The following is a 22,772-nucleotide window of genomic DNA, read 5'->3' as shown; positions in this document are numbered from 1 at the left end:
CCGGCTACCAGCTCGGACAGACCGCCGGGCATCGACCCTTCACCACACGCCTCGTCGATCGGGGTCTCCCGCGGCCCGGCAACGATCACCGAAAGTCCTTGCCTGCGAGCATGTAATGCGGTGGCAGGGCCACCGGGACCGCCACCAACGACCAGCAGATCGGCATGGTCAGTCACGGCTGGGCCGCTTCGCTGATTCAGTCCAATCGGTTGGAACTAAACCACAATAAATCGGATTGTGCACCGCGCGCCCGTCGGGCGAGTCGGGCGGGCCTGGGACACGCCGTTGCTGCTTGCAGTATCGAGGGGCAACGACCGAATTAACTGCGCGCATGCAACAAGACCGGTAGCTTGCAAGGTCTCGCAAGAATGGTGACACCTTCGATCGCTCGGCCCGTTCTCGCGTTGGTGGACGCCGTCCCCGGGCCGATCGCAGGTAGGCTGCGAGCTGGCCTCGACATGCTGATCACTCTGACACCGAAGGTGCGTTTCGCATGACCCGCGCCGCCGACGAAGCGATGGGGAGGAGCGGTGCCGATGCCCGATGTGAGCAGTCGCCTGCCGACCAGTACCCTGGCCGAGATCCGTCGCGGGATAGTCAATGTCGCTGTGCCGCGTCATGAACCGCCCTCGGTCAAGCGACGCCGGCGGATCGTCGTCGCGATCGTGCTGCTGCTCGGCGCCGGGGTGTTGGGTCTGGTCTTGCGACGGCACCCCGGCGAGTCAAGCTTCTACTGGTTGGCGCTGGCGCTGGCGGCGGTGTGGGCGATCGGGTCATTCGGCTCCGGACCGTTGCACCTCGGCGGCGTCCGCTGGCGTGGTCGCAACCAGCGCCCGGTAATCACCGGCACCGTGGTCGGTCTGCTGCTCGGCGCTGTCTTCGTGGTCGGCGGGTTGATCGCCAGAGAGATCCCCGCGGTCTCCGAGCTGATCACCCGCGTGCTGCAATTCACCGATCAGGGATCGTGGCGGGTCACCATGGCCATCGCGCTGATCGGCAGCATCGCCGAGGAACTGTTCTACCGCGGCGCGCTCTACACCGCGCTGGGCCGGTACCATCCGGCACTCGTCTCGACCATCGTGTACGTGGCCGCCACGTTGGCCAGTGGCAACCCGATACTCGGGTTCGCGGCCATCATCTTAGGGACGGTGTGCGCATTGGAAAGGCGGGCGACCGGCGGGGTGCTGGCACCCATCCTGACGCACTTCGTCTGGACTCTGGTCGTGCTGCTTGCGTTGCCCCCGCTGTTCGGTTTGTGAACTTGCCGGAATCAGCTGTCAGTGAAGTTCGGCGTCCGCCGCTGTTGGAAAGCCCTTGCGCCCTCGCCGAAGTCGTGTGACTTCTGCAGGACCGACTGACCCTCCAGTTCGCGCTGCAGCGCAGCCTCCAACTCGGAAAGTGTGGCCGCGTTGATCGCGTCTTTGGTCTTGGCGAACGCCACCGCAGGGCCGGCCAGTAATCCGGACACCACCTTGTCCACCTCGGCCTCGAAAACGTCGGCCGGGTAGACCGCGCTGATCAGTCCGCAAGCGAGTGCATCTGCGGCGGGCAGCCGTTCGGCCAGCAGCGCCATTCGCATCGCACGCATTCGGCCGACCGCGGCGGCAACCAGCGCCGAAGCGCCGCCGTCGGGCATCAGTCCGATCTTGGTGAAGGCGAGCATGAAGAACGCCGTGTCCGAAGCCAAGACCAGATCGCAGGCTAGGGCCAGGGATACACCGACACCGGCAGCGGGTCCCTGGACGACCGCTACCACCGGATGCGGGATCGCCGCGATGGCCCGAACAGCGCGGTTGGCCGCCAAGATCAGCTCGGTCCCCGGACCGCCGGCCGCCACGTCGTCGGCGCTCATCCCCGCCCCGGAGCTGAAGCCGCGGCCGGCGCCGCCCAAGCGCACCACTTTCACCCGCGGATCGGTGGCCGCCTGCTCCATCGCATCGGCGATCCCGGACAGCACCGGCAACGTCAGCGAGTTCAGGCTGTCCGGACGATCGATCGTCACCGAAAACACCCCCTGGGCAAGGGTGACAGCAAGCCCGGCGACGGGCGCGAGGGTGTCGATTCCGGAATCGATGGCGGTCATGGGGATCACCTTAAGCGACCGGGGTGCAGTGCCGCTGCGGCCGACTGCGAAGATGCGAACGGAAATGCAGGCCGGTTTGCCGACAAGGAGGTCGCTAGATGGCGGGACCGTTGACAGGGCTGCGGGTGATTGAGCTGGCCGGGATCGGGCCGGGCCCGCACGCCGCGATGATCCTCGGTGATCTCGGCGCCGACGTCGTGCGCGTCGACCGACCCGGAGCCAGTGGCGCGGACCCCATGCTGCGCAACCGGCGCTTCGTCGTCGCCGACCTCAAATCCGAGAAGGGCCGCGGGCTGGTCCTCAAGCTCGTCGCCAAGGCCGACGTGCTGATCGAGGGGTACCGCCCGGGCGTCACCGAGCGCCTGGGCCTCGGCCCGGAAGACTGCGCCAAGGTCAACGACCGGCTGGTCTACGCGCGGATGACCGGTTGGGGTCAAACCGGCCCGCGCAGCCAGCAGGCCGGCCACGACATCAACTACATCTCGCTCAACGGCGTGCTGCACGCGATCGGCCGGGTCAACGAGCGGCCGGTGCCGCCGCTGAACCTGGTCGGCGACTTCGGCGGCGGGTCGATGTTTCTGTTGGTCGGGATCCTGGCGGCGCTGTGGGAGCGGCAGACCTCCGGCAAGGGCCAGGTCGTCGACGCGGCGATGATCGACGGGTCATCGGTGCTGGTGCAGATGATGTGGGGGATGCGCGCCATGGGCATGTGGACCGACGAGCGGGGCACCAACATGCTCGACGGCGGCGCGCCGTACTACGACACCTACGAATGCGCGGACGGTCGTTACGTCGCTGTGGGTGCGATCGAGCCGCAGTTTTACGCGGCCATGCTGGCCGGGCTCGGCCTGGACGCCGCCGACCTGCCGAAGCAAAACGACCGCACCCGCTGGCCCGAGCTGCGCGCCCGGTTCACTGAGGTGTTCGCCAGCCGCGACCGCGACCACTGGGCGAAGGTGTTCGCCGACTCGGACGCGTGCGTGACACCGGTGCTGGCGTTCGGTGAGGTCCAGACCGAGCCGCACGTCACCGAGCGGAAGACCTTCTACCAGGCCAACGGCGGACTCCAGCCGCTACCGGCACCGCGGTTCTCGCGCACAGTTCCCGGCGAGCCGCGCCCGCCAGGCGAGCCCGGAGCGGACACCGAAGCCGTCCTGAGCGACTGGGTATAGTCCCGACCAACCAGTAGGTCGGTTCCTGTGGGGGAGCGGCCCGACGAACCGAAAGGAACATTTGCGTGGAGATCAGGGATGCCGTAGCACTCGTCACCGGTGGGGCGTCGGGCCTGGGCCTGGCCACCACCAAGCGCCTGCTCGACGCCGGCGCACAGGTGGTCGTGCTCGACCTCAAAGGCGAAGAGGTGGTCCGTGAGCTCGGTGACCGTGCGCGTTTCTCGCCCGCTGACGTCACCGACGAGAAGGCGGTGACCGCGGCCCTGGATATCGCCGAGTCGCTTGGCCCGCTGCGCATCGTGGTCAACTGCGCCGGCACTGGCAACGCCATCCGGGTGCTGGGCAAGGATGGCGTCTTTCCGCTGGATCTCTTCCGCACCGTCGTGGAGATCAACCTGATCGGCACTTTCAACGTGTTGCGCCTGGGCGCCGAGCGGATCGCCAAAAACGACCTGGTCGGCGAAGAGCGGGGCGTCATCATCAACACGGCTTCGGTGGCGGCGTTCGACGGCCAGATCGGCCAGGCCGCCTACTCGGCGTCCAAGGGTGGCGTGGTCGGCATGACGCTGCCGATCGCCCGCGACCTGGCCAGCAAGGGCATCCGCGTGATGACGATCGCCCCCGGCCTGTTCGACACCCCGTTACTGGCCGGCCTGCCCGAGCCGGCCAGGGAGTCGCTCGGCCGGCAGGTGCCGCACCCCAGCCGGCTCGGTAATCCCGACGAGTACGGCGCGCTGGCCGTGCACATCGTTGAGAACCCGATGCTCAACGGGGAGGTCATCCGGCTGGACGGCGCGATCCGGATGGCCCCGAGGTAGAACCTCGGCGACCCAACGAAAAGGTCCCCGGCATTGCGGGGACCGAAACGATATGGCAACGGCGAAGGTGCGATTGAGGCTTCGTCTTGCCTCATTAGCGGCGCGCTCAGCTCACCAGGCGCGCTGCGCGTAGATCAGCTCGCGGTGGGCAGCGGGTGCCAATCGTCGAGCTGCTCCGAGCAGTCGCCCTCTACCAGCACGTCGCCGTTGTAGAGAGCCTCGAAATCGGCTTTGATTACGCCGGCACTCGAGTCGTCATCGATCCACATGTAGATGAGCTTATGAGCCACCATTAAGGAATCTTTGAGTCACGATTCGGAAAACGTTGGCAATATTACCGTCGGGTAGGGTTCAGCCCGCTCTGGACGGCTCGTCCGGACTCCTGGATGTTCGTCGCGCATCCAAACAGCACCCTATAGGCTGCGGAAAATCTCCTGGTTAATCCGTTTTACGGTGAACCATCGCGGATACCGGGTCCGTATCTATTGGTAGGGCGTCTGAGGACGCGTCGGACGCTGCGTGGCTAAGTTATCGCTGATAAGTTAGCGTGGGTAGTCACGGGGAAGGATACGCATGCTGGAGCGAATCGCTCGCCTCGCCATCGTCGTGCCGCACCGGATTCTTGCGGTCGCAGCTCTGGTTATGGTGGCCGCCGCAATCTTCGGGCTCCCGGTCGCCAAGAGCCTGTCGGCCGGCGGCTTCCAGGACCCGGCGTCGGAGTCGGCCCGGGCCATCCACCTGCTGACTGACAAGTTCGGGCAAAGCGATCAGCAGCTGGTGATCCTGGTGACCGCGCCGGGCGGCGCGCAAAGCGACCAAGCCCGCCAGGTCGCCGCCGACATCGTCGATCAGGTGAGACGGTCGGCCGGGGTCTACAACGTGTCCTCGGCATGGACCGGACCCGCCGCCATTGCACCGCACCTCGTCGCCGACCTGGTGAGTAAGGACGGCAAATCCGGGTTGATCGTAGCCAACCTCAAGGGCGGCGAGAACTACGCGCAGAACTACGCGAAGGCCATCGCCAAGCGGGTCGTGCACGACCGGGACGGCGTCACGGTCCGGGCCGGCGGGGTGGCGATGGTCTACGACCAGATCAATCAGCAAAATGAGCGTGACCTGCTGCTGATGGAGTCCATCGCAATTCCGCTGAGCTTCCTGGTGCTGGTCTGGGTTTTCGGTGGGCTGCTGACCGCGGCCTTGCCCGTCGTTCTGGGTGGGCTGGCAATCGTCGGATCGATGTCGGTGCTACGGCTCATCAGCTTCAGCACCGATGTGTCGACCTATGCTCTGAACCTCAGCAGCGCCCTGGGTCTGGCGCTGGCCATCGATTACACCTTGTTGATCATCAGCCGTTATCGCGATGAGCTGGCCGACGGCTGCGATCGCGACGAGGCGCTGATCCGGACCATGGCCACGGCGGGCCGCACCGTGCTGTTCTCGGCGACCACCGTCGCTTTGTCGATGGCGGTGATGGTGCTGTTCCCGATGTATTTCTTGAAGTCCTTCGCTTACGCCGGCGTGGCCACCGTGGCGTTCGTCGCTGTGGCGGCGATCGTGGTGACACCCGCGGCGATAGTGCTGCTCGGGCCGCGGCTGGACACGCTCGACGTGCGCCGGCTGGGACGGCGGATGCTCGGTCGCCCGGATCCGGTGCGCAAGCTCGTCGAGCAGCTGTTCTGGTATCGGTCGACCAAATTCGTGACGCGCCGGGCCGTGCCGATCGGTCTGGCCGTCGTCGTATTCCTGCTGGTGCTCGGGGTTCCATTCCTCGGGGTGAAGTGGGGCATGCCCGACGACCGGGTGCTGCCGCAGTCGGCCTCCGGCCATGCGGTCGGTGACCAGCTGCGCCGCGACTTCACCGACGACTCGGCGACGGCGGTGCCCGTCGTCATCCCCGACGTTCGCGGTGTGAGCCCGGCCGACCTCGATCGCTATGCCGCCGACCTGTCCCGGGTGGCCAACGTCTCGGCCGTGTCGGCCCCGACCGGGACGTTCGCGGCCGGCAACCGGGCCGGACCGCCATCCGCGCCCACCGGAATGACCGGCGGCAGTGCATTTTTGACCGTCGCCAGCACCGCGCCGCTGTTCTCGCAAGCCTCCGACACCCAGCTCGACCGGTTGCATGCGGTGGCGGGGCCCGCCGGCCGGTCGGTAGAGATGGCCGGCCTGGCCCAGATCAACCGCGACAGCGTGCGCGGGATCACCACCGGGCTGCCGCTGGTGTTGGGGCTCATCGCCGTGATCACGTTCGCACTGTTGTTCCTGCTCACTGGCAGCGTGGTGCTGCCGGTGAAGGCACTGGTGTGCAACGTGCTGTCGTTGACGGCGGCGTTCGGCGCCTTGGTATGGATCTTCCAGGACGGCCACCTCGGCGCAATGGGCACAACCCCGAGCGGGACGCTGGTCGCCAACATCCCGGTGCTGTTGTTCTGCGTGGCGTTCGGCCTGTCCATGGATTACGAGGTGTTCCTGGTCTCCCGGATTCGCGAGTTCTGGTTGGCTTCCGGCGCTGCCCGCCCCGCGACGGCGACCAGCAAAACGAAGCGTGCCGACAACGACGAGAGCGTGGCGCTCGGGCTGGCCCGGACCGGCCGCGTGGTTACCGCCGCTGCGCTGGTGATGTCGATCTCGTTCGCAGCGCTGATCGCCGCTCAGGTGTCGTTTATGCGGATGTTCGGTGTCGGCCTGACGCTCGCCGTGCTGGCCGACGCGACGTTGGTGCGGATGGTTCTGGTTCCGGCGTTCATGCACGTGCTCGGGCAGTGGAGCTGGTGGGCGCCCAAACCACTGGTGTGGCTGCACGAGCGGTTCGGCATCAGTGAGGCCGCCGACGACGAGACCCTGCTGGTCACCGCCGGCCGTTCGGCCGGAAGGCATCGCCGCGACGACGTCGACCGGGCCGCGTCCATCGGCGATCGGGCGGCACGTGCCGGCGCTACGATCAGCGACAGTGGCTAGCCCGTCCACCGACAATCTCCGCCGCCGTCGTGCACCGCGCGGGTCCGGCGAGTTGCTTCGCGACCAAATCCTGGACGCCGCGACCGAACTCCTGCTGGAAACCGAACACGCAAAGGCGGTATCGATCCGCTCGGTGGCGCAACGCGTCGGTGTGACGCCGCCGTCGATCTATTTGCATTTCGAAGACAAAGGCACGCTGCTTGACGCGGTCTGCGCGCGCTACTTCGAGAAGCTGGACGAGGAAATGCAGCGGGTGTCGGCGGGACAGCCGTGCACCATCGAGGTGCTGCGAGCTCAGGGGCTGGCCTATGTCCGGTTCGCCACCGAGACCCCGGAGCTCTACCGGATCGCGACGATGGGTGAGTGGCGTTCGGGCAGTGACGTCGACGCCGCCCTGGCCAGCTCGGCGTTCGAGCACATGTGTGCCACCGTGCGGGCGCTGATGGACGAGGGCGTCTGCCCGCCCGGCGATGCGACGGCCGTCGCCCTGAAACTGTGGAGCGCTGCGCACGGGGTGGCCTCGCTGCTGATCGCTAAACCGCATTTGCCGTTCGGCGACGCCAACGACTTCGCCGATCGGGTGCTCGGTGCAGTGTTCTGCGGGCATATCGTGGAGGAACTGGTCGGCGCCGACGCCACCCCGCAGCAGACCTTGGAGTGGCTGATGGCGGTTGGATCTTCGCAGAAACAGACGGAAGGTTCGCAAGCGTGACGGCTTCGCACCAGCGGCCCCCGGTCAAGGTCGACAACCCGTTCTTCGCCCTGATCTGGCCCACCATCGCCGCGCACGAAACCGAGCAGATCCGGGCGCTGCGTCGGGAGAACCTGGCCGGGTTGTCCGGCCGGGTCCTGGAGGTGGGTGCAGGCGTTGGGACCAACTTCGCCTTTTACCCGGAATCCGTTGTGCAGGTTGTCGCGGTCGAGCCCGAGCATCGGCTGGCCGTCCGGGCCCGCGCTGCGGCCGCGGGCGCGCACGTTCCGGTTGTGGTGAGCGATGAGGCGGTGGAAAATTACTCGGCCACCGAGTCGTTTGACGCGGTCGTGTGTTCGCTCGTGCTCTGCTCAGTGAGTGACCCGGATTCGGTTCTGCGCGAATTGCTTTCGTGTCTGCGCCCGGGCGGCGAGCTGCGGTATCTGGAGCACATCGCCACCGGCGGGATCCGGGGCCGGTTCCAGCAGCTGGTCGATGCGACGATCTGGCCGAGGTTTGCGGGTAATTGCCATACCCACCGCGACACCGAGCAGTCGATCCGCGCCGTGGGATTCGAAGTGGACCATTCCCGAATTGAGCAGACATTGCCGGCGTGGGCGCCGCTGCCGGTGTCGGAGTTCGTGCTCGGCCGGGCGCGACGTCCGGCTTAGTTCAACAGGGCGGGCAACCGCTGCAGCAGTGTCGGCAGCGCCTTGCTGGCCGTTTCGCGCACGGTGATCGTGGCGCTGTCGGACAGCGGCGTGGGCTCTGGATTGACCTCGATGACGACCGTGCCGCGCGCCAGCGCCAATTCAGGCAGGCTCGCCGCCGGATACACGATGCCGGACGTGCCTACCACGACCAGCACATCGGCGGCGGTCGTCGCCTCCACCGCGTCCTGCCAGGGCTCCTCGGGCAGCGGCTCGCCGAACCACACGATGCCGGGCCGGATCAAGCCGCCACAGTCGCAGGTCGGTGGCTCTACTTCCAGGGCCGGCTCCGCCATGTCGGGCAGCTGGCCCGTGTAGGGCATACCGCAAGTCGCACAACGGAAGTCAAACAAGCTGCCGTGTAGGTGATGCACCGGTGAGCTACCGGCGCGCTCGTGCAGGTCGTCGACGTTCTGCGTGATGACCCTGACCTCGGCGTGGTCCTGCCAGGCGGCGACGGCGCGGTGGCCAGGGTTGGGTTCGACAGTGGCCACCAGGTAGTGCCGCCACAAATACCATCCCCAAACCCGCTCGGGGTTGCGAAGCCAACCTTCCGTGCTGGACAACTCGTAGGGGTCGAATTTGGCCCACAGTCCGTTCTTGTCGTCGCGAAACGTCGGCACGCCGCTTTCCGCCGAGATTCCCGCGCCGGACAGGACCGTTATTCGCACCCCACCAACATAGCCGGACTGCGGGATACTGAGCAGGTGGAGCTGGGGGAGTGGCTGCGGGTCGATGGACGAGCGGGTCGACCGCTGTTCGACCAGCTCCGAAACCAGGTCATCGACGCAATTCGGGACGGTACTTTGCCACCCGGGGCCCGGCTGCCGACGGTACGTGAGCTGGCCGGTCAGTTAGGCCTGGCGGTCAACACCGTGGCCCGGGCATATCGGGAGCTGGAGACCGCCGGCGTCGTCGAAACCCGCGGACGTTTCGGCACATTCGTCGCCCGCGCCGACCCGTCGGATTCCGCGATGGCGGCCGCGGCGCGTAGCTATCTCGACGTCGCGCGCGGACTGGGACTCGGCAAGGTGGAGGCGCTGCGCTATCTAGAGGCCGCCCCCGACGACTGAGATCCCCGCAGGACTTTGGCCAGGGTGCGCATGTTGCGGGTGGTGGTCGACGATTTGTATCGCTTTTTGCCCATCGTTTTGCCGATGGTGCTGTCCAGCGTGTGGTTCTTGGGTACCTGCCAATAGATCACGCCCGCGGAATCGGGCCCGCGGGTGATCTTCTCGTCAGCCCCGGCCTGGTCGGCAAGCTTGGCGAGTTCGTCCAGCACGTCGGTGTCGCTGACGAACGTGACGTAGGACTGGTAGCCGTCCAGTCCAGGCTCGAACGGGTAGGCATCGACGATGGTCCGTACCGCCTCAACCGGGTAGACCAGCACCCACGCGTCATATCCGAACCGTTGCCGCAGCGCGGTTTCGGCCTTGCCGCGCACGGTGTCTGCGCCGGCCCGTGACTCCAGAATGATGTTGCCGCTGGCCAAGATTGTGCGGACATCGGCGAACCCGGCGTTGGCGAATGCGTGCGCTACGTCGGCCATCTTGAGGTTGACGCCGCCGACGTTGACGCCGCGCAGGAATGCCGCGTAACGGGTCACGAGCGTGATGGTAGCGACCCGGCGTCGACTAGTAGGCTTTCGCCATGGGACGCCAAGTGTTCGACGACAAGTTGCTGGCCGTGATCGCCGACAATTCCTTCGGCGTGCTGGCCACGATCAAGCGCGACGGGCGTCCACAGCTGTCCAATGTGCAGTACTACTTTGACGCCCGCAATGTCGCCGTTCAGGTGTCGATCACCGAGCCGCGAGCCAAGACCCGCAACCTGCGCCGCGACCCGCGGGCGTCGTTGCTGGTCAGCTCCGACGACGGCTGGTCCTACGCCGTCGCCGAGGGCGCCGCGCAGCTGACACCGCCGGCGCTCGCGGTCGACGACGATACCGTCGAAGCGCTGATTACGTTGTACCGCAACATCGCCGGTGAACACCCCGACTGGGACGACTACCGCGAGGCGATGGTCACCGACCGTCGCGTCTTGCTGACGATGCCGATCGCACACGTATACGGCATGCCGCCGGGCGTGCGGTGACCGCGAACCGCCCTGAATCGCCGCGGGCGCGCTAGGCTTCGGGCATGGCTGCATCCAAGTCGGGGCCCGATTCTGCGTCGGAGGACGACACCAAACGCAAATTCCGCGAAGCGCTCGAACGCAAGAATGCCAAGTCGTCGGACGGATCGGCTCACAAGGACGGCGGCGCCAAGCAGCCCCGCACGCACGGGCCGGTGGAGAACCGCCGAGAGTTCCGCCGCAAGAGCGGCTAGTCGGCTACCCCGGCTTTTTCGTCGGCCTGCGCGATCCCGAAAAACACGGCGGGAACGACGAATTCAATTGCCGTGAGCACTTCCTGGAACCAGTGTGGCCGGCCATTGTGGACCAGCGAAATCAACCGTCCGACAGCGCCCAACAGCATTAGGCCCGCCAGTAGGCGCACATCAGTGGCCTGGATCGGAGATTTTCGCGCGGCCCGTAGCCACGCGATGCCGTATCCGGCGAAAAAGGCCGAGTAGAACCGCTCCCGCGAATCGACCGTGGGGTTGGCGTCCGTCGCGCCGGGAACCGAGGCCGTCCCGAGCGCGAAATGGTAGACGCCGATCGCGATGCAGGAGAGTCCGGTAAATCCCGCCAAGTTCCTCAGGTAGCGGCTGCTGGTCACGGCGCCCCTCCCTTACCTGAGTGAATGGTGTACCGCCACCGTAACGCGCAAGCGGAGTCTTAAACTGTGACGGTGCCGAAGCTGCAGCTTGCCCAAGACCCGGCCGCTGATGCGCTGCTGTCAGCCAACCCATTCGCGTTGCTGGTCGGCATGCTGCTCAACCAGCAAGTGCAGATGCCGTCAGCGCCGCTGTATCCCACTGAGGATCGTTGACAGGGCGAATTCTGCGATCTCGCGAAGCGGTTGGGGTTCAACAACTCTCCGATCGGCACGCCACCCGAGCGCAAGGATTCCGTCCATCATCGCCCAGAGAGCCGTCGCTGCCACATCGGGTTTAAGCGACGAGGCGAAACTTCCGTCGGCCACGCCGGCAGTCAGCACGTCGGCGAGTTTGCCGACCTGCTCGTCAATCTTGTCGGCGATCCGTTCCAGCGCAACGGGTTCGTCCGGTGGGCTGACGAGCAATCGGAATTGCTGCGGTCGGTCGTGGGCGAATTTCATGTACGCACGTGCTGCGGCGACGATTCGGTCAAGTGGGGTCCCGGCGGAGGCGAACGCGGCATCCATGTATCGACGGTTCTCCTCCACGGCGCGTTCGGCGACGGCTACCAGGACTTCCGGCCGGCGACCGACGCGGTTGTAGACGGTTTGAATCGCGACATCGGCGCGTTCGGCGATGGCCTCCACCGTGACCGCACTCAACCCGCTGTCGACGAGCAGTTCTTCGGCCGCGTCGATGATCGCCTCGCGGTTCGCGGCCGCGCGTCGGGCGGTCCGGGTGGGAGTGGCCTCGCTCACAGTCCTATTGTACTCAACCCTATAGTTGGAGTATCCTATAAGAATAGAATCAATCCCAACTATTGCTTTGAAGACTTAGGAGTTGACCAATGCGTAAGCCTGCGGATGTGCTGTACCGCGATCAACGGGCATGGCGGGACTTACAGGAGTACCTGCCCGAGCGGTTGCGCCTCGCCGACGAGGCGGCACCGTCCGAAGAGTTCTGGGACTGGCGTGGCCACCGCGTGCACCTAGATCGCTACGTCAACGCTGATGCTCCCGCGAAGATCGTGCAGCACCACGGGGTCGGCACAAACGGCCGACAAATGAGCTTGATCGTCGGTGCCCCGTTGGCGCGGCGAGGTTTCGAAACAGTCGCACTCGACAATCTCGGCTATGGCCTGACTCAGGTGAAGCCCGGAACAGTTCCGTCCTACGAGGATTGGGTGGACCTGGTCGTGGACTTCCTTGCCTACGAGCAGTCCCGCGACGACCGGCCGATAGTGCTCTACGGCCTCAGCGCGGGCGGCATGCTGACTTATCACGTGGCGGCCAAAGCCCCGAAGGGGACGCTGCGCGGAATCGTCGGCATGACGTTTCTGGATCAGCGAGAGCAGCAGGTACGCGATGACACGTCGCACGACAAGATGACATCGCGGCTCGGAGTTCCGTTGATGGGTTTGTTGGCGCGTACACCTGCGGCTCGGGTCGCCGTCCCGATGACGCTTGCGTCCAAGATGTCGGCACTGGTCAACAACCGGGCCGCGCTCAAGATCATGACCGCGGACCGGACATCGGCGGGGAACTGGGTATCCGTGCGCTTTCTGGCCAGTTACATGAACTACGTGCCCGCGGTCGAACCGGAAACGTTTGACGCGTGCCCGGTCTTGCTGACACAGCCGGCCGAGGACCGTTGGTCTCCGCTCGAACTGAGCCAACCCGTGCTGTCCAGAATCAGACGGGTGCCCGTGGACACGGTGATGCTGACCAACGCAGGCCACTACCCCATCGAGGAACCGGGACTGCAACAAATGCAAGACGCCATCGCCGAATTCGTCACGAGAACCACACAATGACAGGTCGCGGAGGCTGTGGCGAGCCGTCGCCCGACGCGGAACCGATCGTGACCAAACGATGTCTACCTCACGCCGGGCAGTCCTAGACTGGCCGAGTGCCGAACCTGCGACTAGCCGGTGATCCGGCAGCTGATGCTCTGCTGGACGAGAATCCTCTCGCTCTTCTCATAGGTGCACTGCTCGACCAGCAGGTGCCGATGGAGACCGCCTTCGCCGGGCCGAAGAAGATCGCCGACCGGATCGGGGGCTTGGACGCCACCGCGATCGCCGACTACGACCCGGACAAGTTCGCCGCCCTGTGCTCGGAAAGGCCTGCGATACACCGCTTTCCGGGCTCGATGGCCAAGCGCATCCAGACGCTGGCCCAGATTATCGTGGACCGGTACGACGGCGACGCGGCCGCGTTGTGGAGCGCCGGCGACCCCGACGGGCCCGAGTTGCTACGACGGCTCAAGGACCTACCCGGGTTCGGCGAGCAGAAGGCGCGCATCTTTCTCGCATTGCTCGGCAAGCAATACGCGGTGACTCCGAAGGGTTGGCGGGCGGCCGCCGGTGAATTCGGGAAGGCCGGCACGCACCTGTCGGTCGCCGACATCGCCGACGCCCGCTCGCTCGAGCAGGTGCGTTCGTACAAAAAGCAGATGAAGGCTGCGAAGAAGGCAAACGGAAAGGCGGCAACGTGAAGACCCACTTGAACTGTCCGTGTGGTGAGGCGATCACCGGTAAAGACGAAGACGAGTTGGTCGAGCTGACCCAGGCGCACCTGGCGAGCGCACATCCCGGCCTGGAGTACGACCGCGACGCGATCCTGTTCATGGCCTACTAACGGCTGACGGAACCGGGGTTACGGCACCACCGTCGAACCGATGGTGGGCATGAACTGGCACTGCTTGTCCTTGGTGGTGACCTGCCCAAAGATCGTCGACATGACGCTGCCCGAACCGGTGTCGGCGATGGCGGTCAACGTGGTCGGCCCGGCCGGGTTGATGTCGGGTTGCGGCTTGAGCGTCACGCTGCCCGACTTGCCGGTAGTCAAGTTCACCCAGGTCACGTTCAACGGCAGCTTCTGCACGTCGGCAGGGCCCGGTGTGCCGATGGCGGTGAACACGTACGCGGTCTGCCCGGCCTTCGGGCCCGGCGTCGGAATCTTCGCGGGCCCGGCCACCGACAGCGCGGTCGCCAGAACGTTGCCGCCGTCGGCCGCGCAGCCATTGCTGATCGACGGATACATGAAGTCCTGCGTGGGCGGCGCGTCCGGGCTGAAACCCGGAGCCGCAGCCTGAGGAGCCGCGGGCGCGAGAGCGGGTGCCGGCGCTGCGGAGGGTGCAGCCGGGGCAGCGGCGGGAGCCGGTCCTGCGGGGGCCACCGGCGCGGCTACCGGTACGGCGTTGGGAGGGGCAGGTGCGGGTGCGGCCTCGGGTCCCGGGCCCGCGGCATGCACCGGGTCGATACCCGTCGGCAGGTGCGCCTTAGCGCCCGGTTCCACACCAGGCGGGACGATGTGCGCTGTGGGCGCGGATCCGGGTGGCTGATTCAGATCGGCCGGAACCGCTGAATTGGGCGCCTGGACGAACTGGTTCACCGACGCCGCAACGTTTTTCGATTGGTCGGGGGCTGTCGGGTTATGGGTGAATGCTGAGGCCGCGGCCATCAGCAACTGCGACGCCTGCTCGGGGTTGCCGGCGGCCTGCTGAATGATGGGGCTCAACTCGGTGAGCGCCGGCAGCCCGGGAAACTGTTGGACGGGGATCGGCTGGGGCGGTGTCGGGTCGGCAGCCGCACCGGGGCTGAGCGCCAGTGCGGCACTGCAAGCGATGGCCGCGGCGGCGAAGCCGCTGATCAGATTTCTGGTGATTACCACGGTGTCCTCCCGGTCGTCGTTGGTGGTGGTGGCCGGCTAGCACGGTGGCGGGCTAGCCGGCCATCCGCATCAGGGCAGGCCGGACACCGGGAAGAACAGCGGGTTCGGTGTTGTGACCGGCGCAGCGGCCGGGACGGGTACCAACCCTGGCGAACTGATGCCAGGAGACGCCGGGACCCCACCGTTCACCAACGAGGTCAGGTCGCCGGGCAGCGACACTTGCTGCGGCAGCGGCACCGGAAGGAACGGCAGCTGCGGCAAGTTGAGCTGCGCCTGGGGCAACAGCCCGGCGGGCCCGGTCGCGGGTGCGGGCGCTGCCGGAACGGTCGGCGTCAACCCCGGGATGCCGGTGAGGCCGGGGGCCGTCGCCGCCGGCGCCGGAACGGTCGGCGTCAGCCCTGGGATGCCGAGTCCGGGTGTCGCAGTTGTCGCCGCCGGAGCCGCGCCGGGGATGAGCGATGTTGCACCGGGGACGGCGGAGGCGGCTCCCGGAAGGCCTGTTGTCGACGGCTGCGGAACCCTGATGCTGGCCAACGGCGGCGGCGCCGGGGGCTGGGCGCCCATGGCCGTCGCAAGGTTCTGCAGCGCCTGGGGTGCGCCGGCCGCCGAAGTGACCAATTGCTCCCCGATATTTGGTGCGGGTACCGGCGGCGCCGGGTCGGCATGGGCTGTGCCCATCAGACCGCCTGCGAGCAGCGCGGCCGATGAGCCCGCCACAACCGCGGTGGCGCGTAACAACGTCCAAATGGTTGACATGACTCTCCCTGGTTCTCGATGACGGGGTCCTCCCGCGCCGATAGTTCGCCCGATACTGAAGTGACTCAAGTGACACGTGTGGCGGTTATTTGATCGTTACGGATACGAGTGACTCCAGTGACCGGACGGGCTCATCCGGGCAGCAGCCACACTGTCGCGACCCCGTTAGAGTCGTGCAGATAGACACCACCTCGGCCGCCCCGGCGGCAGTTAACCCCCGCCGGCGGGCGATTTCGCCGAACGCCGCCCGGCCGGTGCTGTTGCTCCTGAGCGTCGCCGCGCGGCTGGCCTGGACGTATCTAGTTCCCAATGGGGCCAATTTCGTCGACTTGCACGTCTACATCGGCGGTGCCGCCACCATCGACCACCCGGGCAGCCTGTACCACTACGTCTACGCGGACCAGACGCCGGATTTCCCGCTGCCGTTCACCTATCCGCCGTTCGCGGCGGTCATCTTCTACCCACTGCACCTGCTGCCGTTCGGCCTGGTCGCGTTTTGCTGGCAGGTCGGAACGATGGCCGCGCTCTACGGCGTCGTCCGGCTCAGCCAGCGCTTGCTCGGCGTTGCGGCCGGTGAGGGCCATCGTCTTGCGATGCTGTGGACCGCAGTCGCCATCTGGCTCGAACCGCTGCGAAGCACGTTCGACTACGGCCAGATCAATGTGGTGTTGGTGCTGGCCACGCTGTATGCGGTGTACACCGCCCGGTGGTGGTTGTCGGGCCTACTGGTCGGCACCGCGGCCGGTGTGAAGCTGACGCCGGCGATCACCGGCCTGTACTTCGTCGGTGCTCGCCGGTGGGGTGCGGCGGTGTTTTCCGCGGTCGTGTTTGTGGCGACCGTTGCGGTGTCGGCACTCGTCATAGGTGACGAGACCCGCCAGTACTTCACCAAGCTGATTTTCGAAACCGACCGGGTCGGGCCCATCTGTACGACGTTCAATCAGTCGTGGCGGGGCGGCATCTGCCGGATTTTCGGTCACGACGCCGGTTACAGCCCGCTGGTGCTGACCGGGATCGCCGTCACCGCGATACTGGCTGCCCTCGCCTGGCGTGCGCTGAGCACGGGCTCCGACGCGCCAGACCGGCTCGGCACTCTGTTGGTGGTCGAGCTATTCGGGCTGCTGGTCTCGCCGATTTCCTGGACACACCACTGGGTGTGGCTGGTGCCGTTGATGATCTGGCTGCTGCACGGGCCACTGTCGGAGCGTCTGGGCGCGCGAATTCTCGGCTGGGTCTGGTTGGTGCTGACCATCATTGGTGTCCCGTGGCTGCTGAGCTTTGCTCAGCCGACGATCTGGCAGAACGGCCGGGCTTGGTATCTGGCCTGGGGCGGAATGGTCTACATCGTGGCGACGCTGGCGACCCTGGCCTGGGTCGCGGCGAGCGGTACGCGAACGGCTAGTCGCCGATAATTCCGTCGATGTCGTGCGCCATTGCCACGTCCTTGTCGGTGATACCACCTTCGGAGTGCGTGACCAAAGCGAAAGTCACTGTCCGCCAACGGATATCGATGTCGGGGTGATGATCCTGGGCTTCGGCGTGCTCAGCCACCCGGCGCACGGCCTCGATACCGGCGAGGAACGCCGGAAACTTGACCGAACGCCGTAATGAGCCCTCCGCGTGTTCCCACCCGTTGAGGTCAGGCAGTGCGGCGTCTACTTGCTCATCCGTTAACACAGCCATATCGGACCTATCCTTTCCTTTTCAAGCGTCCCCGCATTGTTGCGGGGCGATTGTTACCTGGTTGGTGTCATGTAATGCACCGTCTCGACTTTGGTGACAAACAGGGGGACCGGGCTGTGTAGTTTTATTCTTCATCAGGTTGTGCGCGGCCCGGTCCTTCCCTTACCTAGCCATTATTCGCTGAGCGGCGGCCAACCATCGGGTGTCTCTGCACTTCGAACATCACCTTTCAGTTGCTCGAGGGCATCGGAAGCCGACCATGCCATTTGAGAATAATCCGCAGTAGGCGTGCGATAAAAGTCTGAATTTCTGTCCATCAACACCGAACCCCCAAATTGTGAAGGGTCCAAAGCGGCCCACTGTGTAAGATAGCCAGGCATGTTGGGCATTCTCGAATGGGTTTGGCTGGAAAGTGCGCGGAGGGGATTTTGTTCGACGAGTATTTTCTGCCGAATGCGCGAGTCGGTGCCGCTAGGCAGCCACAGTGGTTGTACCTGCATTTGAAAACGTTGGATCTTCACATATGTTTCAAGCATCGTCCAACTGGCCTGAAGAGAAGCCCATTCGAGGTCAAGTTCGTCTGGGCGAGGCATGAGCTGAGCAAGTGTATGTAATTCGGTTTCCAGCTCGGTCGCCCATGCTTCCAACGTCGGTTGCAATCCTGCATAATGTGCCGTTACTTCTTCCTGGGTTGTCTTGATCGCCAGAGCGAGGGGGAAGTGTAACTGACTATTGATTTCTTTCCATTTATCCCCAATTGTTTGGCAATTAACCCGCAAGGCTCCTATTCGGTCTTCTGCACAAAATTTGTTCACGCGATCAGCGAAATCTCTCCACGCCGAGTCGGAAAGGTTCTTTAGCTTCCTTTCTTCTCTCAGCGCCTCTAGTGTGCCTAAGAAAACCAGCGCGACAGGCGCACCTACGAAGAAGCCGGATAACGTCGTCATCGCATTAGGGATAAAGTTAATCTCAAGTTTTTTCCACCACTGAAAATAGTCACCGCTTATCCCGACAATAAATATGGCAGCACCTAACGCCAAAGACGCCACTATCAACCGCTGAAGAGCCGTGCCGCAGTCGTGCCATGTTTCTCGAATGCTGGCCATGCCCTCACCCTAGGCGGGGAGTAGACCACCATCCAAGTTCGTAAATATCGCGGAGAACGTGCACTGCCCCCAAGTGCTGGGAGGGCAGTAGCCGGTACCCCCAAGATGGCCAGTTCACTGACCCAGCCTTTCGGGAGCATGCGGTGCTTTCGGGAGCATGCGGTGCTTTCGGGGGCTTACGGCTCTCAGACGCGAGAAACCGCCCCGGCGGGATTGTGTGTGATTGCGACGTGGGCCGGGCCGTTCCGTTGGTTCTAACGGTGTTACGGGCCGAACAGTTCAGGATGCTCCCGGCATCAGCCGCACCTGCGCTTGGGCTATCTCCGCCTCCGCTGCCGACAATGCTGCCGCTGCTGCGGCTTCGGCGGCTACGGAGCCAGCAAGGGCTGCTTCTCGCCTGTGCCGGAGACGTGGCCCGGGCCACCCGATTGAGGATTGCCATTAACATAGCCGGTCACGTTGCCGTCGAGGTAAGCCGAAGGCACGGCCCTTTGGGGACCGGATTCCTTCCCAACGTTATAGGTAAGCGTGCCCTGCAAGTCGTGATAGGCGTCTGGAGTACCCCAAGAGCAGTTGATGATTTGACTGGCACCGTTCCCAGCGATGTAACCCGTCACGGGGTTTATAGTATTCGAAGGATTATGAGCGGGGTACCAAAGACCGCTGATATTTGCCATCTCATCAATGTTCTTATTCTCTTGCGTAGATATCGTCAGGACGTGAGTTGGCGCACCACTGCTCGATACCAGGATAAAGACAAAGCCCGCGTAGTCTGGTCCAGTGTATGGGTTGGGCTTGGGCGGTGGCGGTGGCTCGCCCCCGTTTCCCTCACCGTTTGGTTCCCTGGGCATATGCTTGATTCCCTTGCTGCCGGTGTAGCAAATCAGTTTTCGCAGCGGCTCGTGTGCCCTCCACCCCAGAAGACTTCTCGAGGCGCTAGGCGAGCATTTTACTCCGAATAGGGATCGCTCAAAGGGCTACGGCTGGAGAAATGCCGTGCCTGCGACCCCTAGCCACCGGCTACGGCACCTACCGGCTGGTGGATGCCAAGGACAGGGTTAAGGCGCATCGCGGCGAGTACGGGTTGACGCTTGCGGAGGTCATCCGCTATCTCACTTCCAGGTGATCAGATCGGTGCGGTTACTTACGTTTAACTGGGGCCACAACGCTGGAACACCACCTGTGTTTTAGCAGGTCACCTATAGCGTTCGGCAAGGAATAACACAGCCAGATGCCCGAGCATACGTTGCGTGGGGATATGGCCGGCTCTTGCTGTGCGACTGCGCCCGACGCCGCGACCGTATAGCGTCACCCGCGATGCCGAACCAGATCGTGGTCGCCGGGGCTGTCATCGCCGAATCCCGGGTGCTGGTCGCACAACGGCTACGGCCGCCCGAGCTGGCGGGCCGCTGGGAATTGCCGGGCGGCAAGGTCGCGCCGGGTGAGACCGAGCCCGAAGCGCTGGCCCGCGAACTGGCCGAGGAGCTGGGCGTCGAAGTCGTGGTCGGCGACCGTCTGGGCGACGACATTGCGCTCAATGCGACGACAACGCTGCGTGCCTACCAAGTCAATCTGATCCGCGGCGAACCTCATCCGCACGACCATGGTGCGTTGTGCTGGGTCACGGCGGCGCAGCTGCACGAAGTCGACTGGGTGCCTGCCGACCGGGACTGGCTGCCCGCGCTGGCACGAATGCTCTGATGCCGAGCGGTAAACCTCACAGCCGCTCAGTTTCGCGATCAACCGCTCACGCTGCCACAATCACCGGCGTGGATTTTCGCAACATCGCTATCGTCGCGCACGTCGACCACGGTAAGACGACGCTGGTCGACGCCATGCTGCGGCAGTCCGGCGCGCTGCACGAGCGCGGCGAGGTAACGGAGCGAGTGCTGGATACCGGTGACCTGGAACGGGAAAAGGGCATCACCATCCTGGCCAAAAACACCGCTGTGCACCGCCATCACCCGGATGGCAGCGTCACCGTCATCAACGTGATCGACACGCCCGGGCACGCCGACTTCGGCGGTGAAGTCGAGCGCGGGCTGTCCATGGTCGACGGAGTGCTGCTGCTGGTCGATGCTTCCGAGGGGCCGCTGCCGCAGACCCGTTTCGTGCTGCGCAAGGCGCTGGCTGCACACTTGCCGGTGATCCTCGTCGTCAACAAGACCGACCGCGCCGATGCGCGCATCGCCGAGGTCGTCGACGCCAGCCACGATCTGCTGCTTGACGTTGCGGCCGATCTGGACGACGAGGCGGCCAAGGCCGCGGAGGACGCGCTCGGCCTGCCGACGTTGTACGCGTCCGGGCGCGCCGGGGTGGCCAGCACCGTGCCGCCTGCCGACGGCCAAATACCCGACGGCGACAACCTGGACCCGTTGTTCGATGTTCTGCTGCAACACATTCCACCGCCCAGCGGTGACCCGGATGCGCCGCTGCAGGCGCTGGTGACCAACCTCGATGCGTCGGCGTTCCTGGGTCGGCTGGCGCTAATCCGCATCCACAACGGCCGGTTACGCAAGGGTCAGCAAGTGGCGTGGCTGCGTGAGATCGACGGCGAATCGATCGTCGCCACCGCGAAGATCACCGAGCTGCTGGCCACCGAGGGCGTCGAGCGCTCGCCCACCGATGAGGCCATCGCGGGCGACATCGTCGCGGTCGCCGGCATACCGGAGATCATGATCGGCGACACGCTTGCCGATATCGCGAATCCTGTTGCGTGTGAGCGGATTACCGTCGATGAGCCGGCGATCTCGGTGACCATCGGCACAAACACCTCACCGTTGGCCGGCAAGGTGTCCGGGCACAAGCTGACCGCGCGGATGATCAAAACGCGGCTGGACACTGAGCTGGTCGGCAACGTGTCGGTCCGGGTGGTCGACATCGGCCGGCCCGACGCCTGGGAGGTGCAGGGCCGTGGCGAGCTGGCGCTGGCCGTACTGGTCGAGCAGATGCGCCGCGAGGGCTTCGAATTGACGGTGGGCAAGCCGCAGGTAGTGACCAGAACCATCGACGGCAAGCTGCACGAGCCGTTCGAGGCGATGACGGTCGACGTCCCCGAGGAATACGTCGGCGCCGTGACCCAATTGATGGCCGCGCGCAAGGGCCGGATGGTGGAGATGGCCAATCACACAACCGGTTGGGTGCGAATGGATTTCGTGATACCAAGCCGCGGCCTGATCGGATGGCGCACCGATTTCCTCACCGAGACCCGCGGAACCGGCGTCGGGAACGCGGTATTCGACGGTTACCAGCCGTGGGCAGGGGAGATCCGGGCCCGGCACACCGGCTCGCTGGTGTCCGACCGGTCCGGCACGATCACCCCGTTCGCGCTCATTCAACTGGCCGACCGCGGCCAGTTCTTCGTCGAACCCGGGCAGGACACCTATGAGGGCATGGTCGTCGGGATCAATCCGCGCCCGGAAGACCTCGACATCAACGTCACCCGGGAGAAGAAGCTGACCAACATGCGGTCGTCGACCGCCGACGTCATCGAGACGCTGGCCAAACCGATCGAGTTCGACCTGGAGCAGGCGATGGAGTTCTGCGCGCCCGACGAATGCGTCGAGGTGACTCCCGCGGCGGTGCGGGTACGCAAGGTGCAGCTGAACGCCACCGACCGGGCCCGTAGCCGTGCCCGGGCCAAAGCCCGTGAGCAGTGATATCGCCCGCGCCATCGAACTGAAGACGGCGCTAAATCCTCCAGCCAGCGACTGAAGAGGCGGCTGAGTCTCGTGAGATTCAAGCACGCAGTTGATCCACGACCGGGCACCGATACCCTGTTGGGCGTGCCGAAACCAGCCCGCCGCGCCTGGCTAACCATCGGCGTGCTGGTTTCGACGCTGGCTTTGTTTTCTGCGGCCGGCTGCGCAGTCAATCCGCCGCCGGCCCCGCAGAGCACCGAGACCCCGCGGAGCACAGCGCCGCCGCCCCTGCGCAAGACGCAGATCATCATGGGCATCGACTCGATCGGTGCCGGGTTCAACCCGCACCTGCTGTCCGATCTGTCACCGGTGAACGCGGCGATCAGCGCGCTGGTGTTACCGAGCGCGTTTCGGCCGGTGCCCGATCCCGGTTCGCCGACGGGTTCGCGCTGGGAGATGGACCCGACCCTGTTGGTGTCCGCCGACGTGACCAACCAGAACCCGTTCACGGTGACCTACAAGATCCGGCCCGAGGCGCAGTGGACCGACAACGCCCCGATCGGCGCTGACGACTTCTGGTATTTGTGGCGGCAGATGGTCAGTCAGCCGGGGGTGGTCGATCCGGCCGGATACGACCTGGTCACCGGTGTCCAGTCGCTCGAGGGCGGTAAGCAGGCCGTCGTGACCTTCGCGCAACCGTTTCCGGCGTGGAAGGAGCTCT

General features: G+C 65.2%; 26 protein-coding genes and 3 pseudogenes. 18 read left to right on the top strand and 11 right to left on the bottom strand.

Features of this window, described 5'->3' with window-relative positions; all coding sequences use genetic code 11:
- Positions 1–2: 2 nt before the first annotated feature.
- A pseudogene (locus tag VEI45_RS03440) lies at positions 3–176 on the bottom strand (FAD-binding protein); the annotation flags it as partial.
- Positions 177–536: 360 nt separating this feature from the next.
- Here VEI45_RS03440 and VEI45_RS03430 point away from each other — a divergent pair.
- Positions 537–1,259 carry a CPBP family intramembrane glutamic endopeptidase gene (locus tag VEI45_RS03430; RefSeq protein WP_324850146.1) on the top strand — a complete coding sequence of 241 codons (723 nt, stop codon included), beginning with the start codon at positions 537–539 and terminating at the stop codon, positions 1,257–1,259.
- A gap of 11 nt (positions 1,260–1,270) precedes the next feature.
- Here the strand turns inward: VEI45_RS03430 and VEI45_RS03425 are convergent, their stop codons facing one another.
- Positions 1,271–2,083, bottom strand: a complete 813-nt coding sequence (locus tag VEI45_RS03425) for an enoyl-CoA hydratase (RefSeq protein WP_324850144.1) — start codon at positions 2,081–2,083, stop codon at positions 1,271–1,273.
- Positions 2,084–2,181: 98 nt separating this feature from the next.
- Here VEI45_RS03425 and VEI45_RS03420 point away from each other — a divergent pair, with 98 nt between their 5' ends.
- Together VEI45_RS03420 and VEI45_RS03415 are read left to right on the top strand one after the other, a co-directional pair.
- Positions 2,182–3,255: a CaiB/BaiF CoA-transferase family protein gene (locus VEI45_RS03420; RefSeq protein ID WP_324850142.1), complete on the top strand. Its 1,074-nt coding sequence runs from the start codon at positions 2,182–2,184 to the stop codon at positions 3,253–3,255.
- Between the two features lie 65 nt (positions 3,256–3,320).
- A complete protein-coding gene (locus VEI45_RS03415) occupies positions 3,321–4,073 on the top strand; it encodes a 3-hydroxyacyl-CoA dehydrogenase (RefSeq protein WP_324850140.1) in 753 nt (250 codons plus the stop codon).
- 134 nt (positions 4,074–4,207) lie between these two features.
- Here the strand turns inward: VEI45_RS03415 and VEI45_RS03410 are convergent, their stop codons facing one another.
- Positions 4,208–4,366, bottom strand: a complete 159-nt coding sequence (locus VEI45_RS03410) for a hypothetical protein (protein ID WP_324850165.1) — start codon at positions 4,364–4,366, stop codon at positions 4,208–4,210.
- 280 nt (positions 4,367–4,646) lie between these two features.
- Here VEI45_RS03410 and VEI45_RS03405 point away from each other — a divergent pair, with 280 nt between their 5' ends.
- From VEI45_RS03405 to VEI45_RS03395, 3 genes are read left to right on the top strand one after another with little or no spacing between them, the layout of a single operon-like run.
- Positions 4,647–7,031 carry an MMPL family transporter gene (locus tag VEI45_RS03405; protein WP_324850138.1) on the top strand — a complete coding sequence of 795 codons (2,385 nt, stop codon included), beginning with the start codon at positions 4,647–4,649 and terminating at the stop codon, positions 7,029–7,031.
- Positions 7,024–7,743: a TetR/AcrR family transcriptional regulator gene (locus tag VEI45_RS03400; RefSeq protein ID WP_324850136.1), complete on the top strand. Its 720-nt coding sequence runs from the start codon at positions 7,024–7,026 to the stop codon at positions 7,741–7,743. The genes VEI45_RS03405 and VEI45_RS03400 overlap by 8 nt, the downstream gene beginning before the upstream one ends.
- Positions 7,740–8,393, top strand: coding sequence for a class I SAM-dependent methyltransferase (locus VEI45_RS03395; protein ID WP_324850134.1), 654 nt, complete (start codon positions 7,740–7,742; stop codon positions 8,391–8,393). Before VEI45_RS03400 ends, VEI45_RS03395 begins: the two co-directional genes overlap by 4 nt.
- Here VEI45_RS03395 and VEI45_RS03390 read toward each other — a convergent pair.
- Positions 8,390–9,103, bottom strand: coding sequence for an NAD-dependent deacylase (locus VEI45_RS03390; RefSeq protein ID WP_324850132.1), 714 nt, complete (start codon positions 9,101–9,103; stop codon positions 8,390–8,392). The two genes, VEI45_RS03395 and VEI45_RS03390, sit on opposite strands and share 4 nt — an antisense overlap.
- A 36-nt stretch (positions 9,104–9,139) precedes the next feature.
- Here VEI45_RS03390 and VEI45_RS03385 point away from each other — a divergent pair, with 36 nt between their 5' ends.
- Entirely contained in the window at positions 9,140–9,505 is a 366-nt protein-coding gene (locus VEI45_RS03385) for a GntR family transcriptional regulator (protein ID WP_324850130.1), read from the top strand.
- On the opposite strand, the gene VEI45_RS03380 is transcribed toward VEI45_RS03385, so the two are convergent.
- Positions 9,478–10,038 (bottom strand): DUF1697 domain-containing protein, encoded by a 561-nt coding sequence (locus VEI45_RS03380; protein WP_324850128.1) that lies wholly within the window; start codon positions 10,036–10,038, stop codon positions 9,478–9,480. The genes VEI45_RS03385 and VEI45_RS03380 overlap by 28 nt on opposite strands.
- Positions 10,039–10,082: 44 nt before the next feature.
- On the opposite strand from VEI45_RS03380, the gene VEI45_RS03375 reads away from it, so the two are divergent.
- Positions 10,083–10,526: a PPOX class F420-dependent oxidoreductase gene (locus VEI45_RS03375; RefSeq protein WP_324850126.1), complete on the top strand. Its 444-nt coding sequence runs from the start codon at positions 10,083–10,085 to the stop codon at positions 10,524–10,526.
- A 44-nt stretch (positions 10,527–10,570) separates the two neighbouring features.
- Positions 10,571–10,759: a DUF5302 domain-containing protein gene (locus tag VEI45_RS03370; protein WP_324850124.1), complete on the top strand. Its 189-nt coding sequence runs from the start codon at positions 10,571–10,573 to the stop codon at positions 10,757–10,759.
- Here the strand turns inward: VEI45_RS03370 and VEI45_RS03365 are convergent.
- On the bottom strand, positions 10,756–11,151 hold the full coding sequence (locus VEI45_RS03365) for a DUF4345 domain-containing protein (RefSeq protein ID WP_324850122.1): 396 nt from the start codon (positions 11,149–11,151) through the stop codon (positions 10,756–10,758). The two genes, VEI45_RS03370 and VEI45_RS03365, sit on opposite strands and share 4 nt — an antisense overlap.
- 72 nt (positions 11,152–11,223) lie before the next feature.
- Here VEI45_RS03365 and VEI45_RS03360 point away from each other — a divergent pair.
- Positions 11,224–11,337: pseudogene (locus tag VEI45_RS03360) on the top strand (Fe-S cluster assembly protein HesB); the annotation flags it as partial.
- On the opposite strand, the gene VEI45_RS03355 reads toward VEI45_RS03360, so the two are convergent.
- Positions 11,332–11,949: a TetR/AcrR family transcriptional regulator gene (locus VEI45_RS03355; RefSeq protein WP_324850120.1), complete on the bottom strand. Its 618-nt coding sequence runs from the start codon at positions 11,947–11,949 to the stop codon at positions 11,332–11,334. The pseudogene VEI45_RS03360 and the gene VEI45_RS03355 sit on opposite strands and share 6 nt — an antisense overlap.
- Positions 11,950–12,038: 89 nt before the next feature.
- Here VEI45_RS03355 and VEI45_RS03350 point away from each other — a divergent pair, with 89 nt between their 5' ends.
- The 3 genes from VEI45_RS03350 (at position 12,039) to VEI45_RS03340 (ending at position 13,830) form a co-directional block, all read left to right on the top strand.
- On the top strand, positions 12,039–13,004 hold the full coding sequence (locus tag VEI45_RS03350) for an alpha/beta hydrolase (protein ID WP_324850118.1): 966 nt from the start codon (positions 12,039–12,041) through the stop codon (positions 13,002–13,004).
- A 95-nt stretch (positions 13,005–13,099) separates the two neighbouring features.
- Positions 13,100–13,687: an HhH-GPD-type base excision DNA repair protein gene (locus VEI45_RS03345; protein ID WP_324850116.1), complete on the top strand. Its 588-nt coding sequence runs from the start codon at positions 13,100–13,102 to the stop codon at positions 13,685–13,687.
- Entirely contained in the window at positions 13,684–13,830 is a 147-nt protein-coding gene (locus VEI45_RS03340; RefSeq protein WP_324439911.1) for a DUF1059 domain-containing protein, read from the top strand. The genes VEI45_RS03345 and VEI45_RS03340 overlap by 4 nt, the downstream gene beginning before the upstream one ends.
- Positions 13,831–13,848: 18 nt before the next feature.
- Here VEI45_RS03340 and VEI45_RS03335 read toward each other — a convergent pair whose 3' ends face one another.
- Entirely contained in the window at positions 13,849–14,865 is a 1,017-nt protein-coding gene (locus VEI45_RS03335; RefSeq protein WP_324850114.1) for a hypothetical protein, read from the bottom strand.
- A gap of 69 nt (positions 14,866–14,934) precedes the next feature.
- Entirely contained in the window at positions 14,935–15,621 is a 687-nt protein-coding gene (locus tag VEI45_RS03330) for a hypothetical protein (RefSeq protein WP_324850112.1), read from the bottom strand.
- A 173-nt stretch (positions 15,622–15,794) separates the two neighbouring features.
- On the opposite strand from VEI45_RS03330, the gene VEI45_RS03325 reads away from it, so the two are divergent.
- Complete coding sequence (locus VEI45_RS03325; protein WP_324850110.1) at positions 15,795–17,033, top strand: mannosyltransferase; 1,239 nt, start codon at positions 15,795–15,797, stop codon at positions 17,031–17,033.
- Here VEI45_RS03325 and VEI45_RS03320 read toward each other — a convergent pair.
- Together VEI45_RS03320 and VEI45_RS03315 are read right to left on the bottom strand one after the other, a co-directional pair.
- Complete coding sequence (locus VEI45_RS03320; protein WP_324850108.1) at positions 17,020–17,304, bottom strand: 4a-hydroxytetrahydrobiopterin dehydratase; 285 nt, start codon at positions 17,302–17,304, stop codon at positions 17,020–17,022. The two genes, VEI45_RS03325 and VEI45_RS03320, sit on opposite strands and share 14 nt — an antisense overlap.
- Positions 17,305–17,477: 173 nt before the next feature.
- The gene (locus VEI45_RS03315) at positions 17,478–18,410 is read right to left on the bottom strand and encodes a hypothetical protein (protein WP_324850106.1); all 933 of its coding nucleotides are present in this window, start codon (positions 18,408–18,410) and stop codon (positions 17,478–17,480) included.
- A 991-nt stretch (positions 18,411–19,401) separates the two neighbouring features.
- On the opposite strand from VEI45_RS03315, the gene VEI45_RS03310 reads away from it, so the two are divergent.
- From VEI45_RS03310 to VEI45_RS03295, 4 genes and pseudogenes are all read left to right on the top strand, one after another.
- Entirely contained in the window at positions 19,402–19,536 is a 135-nt protein-coding gene (locus VEI45_RS03310; RefSeq protein WP_324850104.1) for a hypothetical protein, read from the top strand.
- Positions 19,537–19,727: 191 nt separating this feature from the next.
- Positions 19,728–20,111, top strand: coding sequence for a (deoxy)nucleoside triphosphate pyrophosphohydrolase (locus tag VEI45_RS03305; protein WP_324850102.1), 384 nt, complete (start codon positions 19,728–19,730; stop codon positions 20,109–20,111).
- A 68-nt stretch (positions 20,112–20,179) separates the two neighbouring features.
- Positions 20,180–22,069 carry a translational GTPase TypA gene (gene typA, locus VEI45_RS03300; RefSeq protein ID WP_324850100.1) on the top strand — a complete coding sequence of 630 codons (1,890 nt, stop codon included), beginning with the start codon at positions 20,180–20,182 and terminating at the stop codon, positions 22,067–22,069.
- 120 nt (positions 22,070–22,189) lie between these two features.
- A pseudogene (locus VEI45_RS03295) lies at positions 22,190–22,772 on the top strand (ABC transporter family substrate-binding protein); the annotation flags it as partial.

It is taken from the genome of Mycobacterium sp., assembly GCF_035623875.1.
GTDB lineage: Bacteria > Actinomycetota > Actinomycetes > Mycobacteriales > Mycobacteriaceae > Mycobacterium.
The sequence above is the reverse complement of the archived record's forward strand: the minus strand, read 5'-3'. Positions and strand labels throughout refer to the sequence as shown.

Bases quoted from the DNA above. Each gene is read 5' to 3' on its own strand.
- VEI45_RS03425 (WP_324850144.1), bottom strand. From the start codon at position 2,083: ATGACCGCCATCGATTCCGGAATCGACACCCTCGCGCCCGTCGCCGGG.
- VEI45_RS03375 (WP_324850126.1), top strand. From the start codon at position 10,083: ATGGGACGCCAAGTGTTCGACGACAAGTTGCTGGCCGTGATCGCCGAC.
- VEI45_RS03405 (WP_324850138.1), top strand. From the start codon at position 4,647: ATGCTGGAGCGAATCGCTCGCCTCGCCATCGTCGTGCCGCACCGGATT.
- VEI45_RS03330 (WP_324850112.1), bottom strand. From the start codon at position 15,621: ATGTCAACCATTTGGACGTTGTTACGCGCCACCGCGGTTGTGGCGGGC.
- VEI45_RS03305 (WP_324850102.1), top strand. From the start codon at position 19,728: ATGCCGAACCAGATCGTGGTCGCCGGGGCTGTCATCGCCGAATCCCGG.
- VEI45_RS03350 (WP_324850118.1), top strand. From the start codon at position 12,039: ATGCGTAAGCCTGCGGATGTGCTGTACCGCGATCAACGGGCATGGCGG.
- VEI45_RS03370 (WP_324850124.1), top strand. From the start codon at position 10,571: ATGGCTGCATCCAAGTCGGGGCCCGATTCTGCGTCGGAGGACGACACC.
- VEI45_RS03315 (WP_324850106.1), bottom strand. From the start codon at position 18,410: ATGGCCAGCATTCGAGAAACATGGCACGACTGCGGCACGGCTCTTCAG.
- VEI45_RS03430 (WP_324850146.1), top strand. From the start codon at position 537: ATGCCCGATGTGAGCAGTCGCCTGCCGACCAGTACCCTGGCCGAGATC.
- VEI45_RS03410 (WP_324850165.1), bottom strand. From the start codon at position 4,366: ATGGTGGCTCATAAGCTCATCTACATGTGGATCGATGACGACTCGAGT.
- VEI45_RS03310 (WP_324850104.1), top strand. From the start codon at position 19,402: ATGCCGTGCCTGCGACCCCTAGCCACCGGCTACGGCACCTACCGGCTG.
- VEI45_RS03420 (WP_324850142.1), top strand. From the start codon at position 2,182: ATGGCGGGACCGTTGACAGGGCTGCGGGTGATTGAGCTGGCCGGGATC.
- VEI45_RS03320 (WP_324850108.1), bottom strand. From the start codon at position 17,304: ATGGCTGTGTTAACGGATGAGCAAGTAGACGCCGCACTGCCTGACCTC.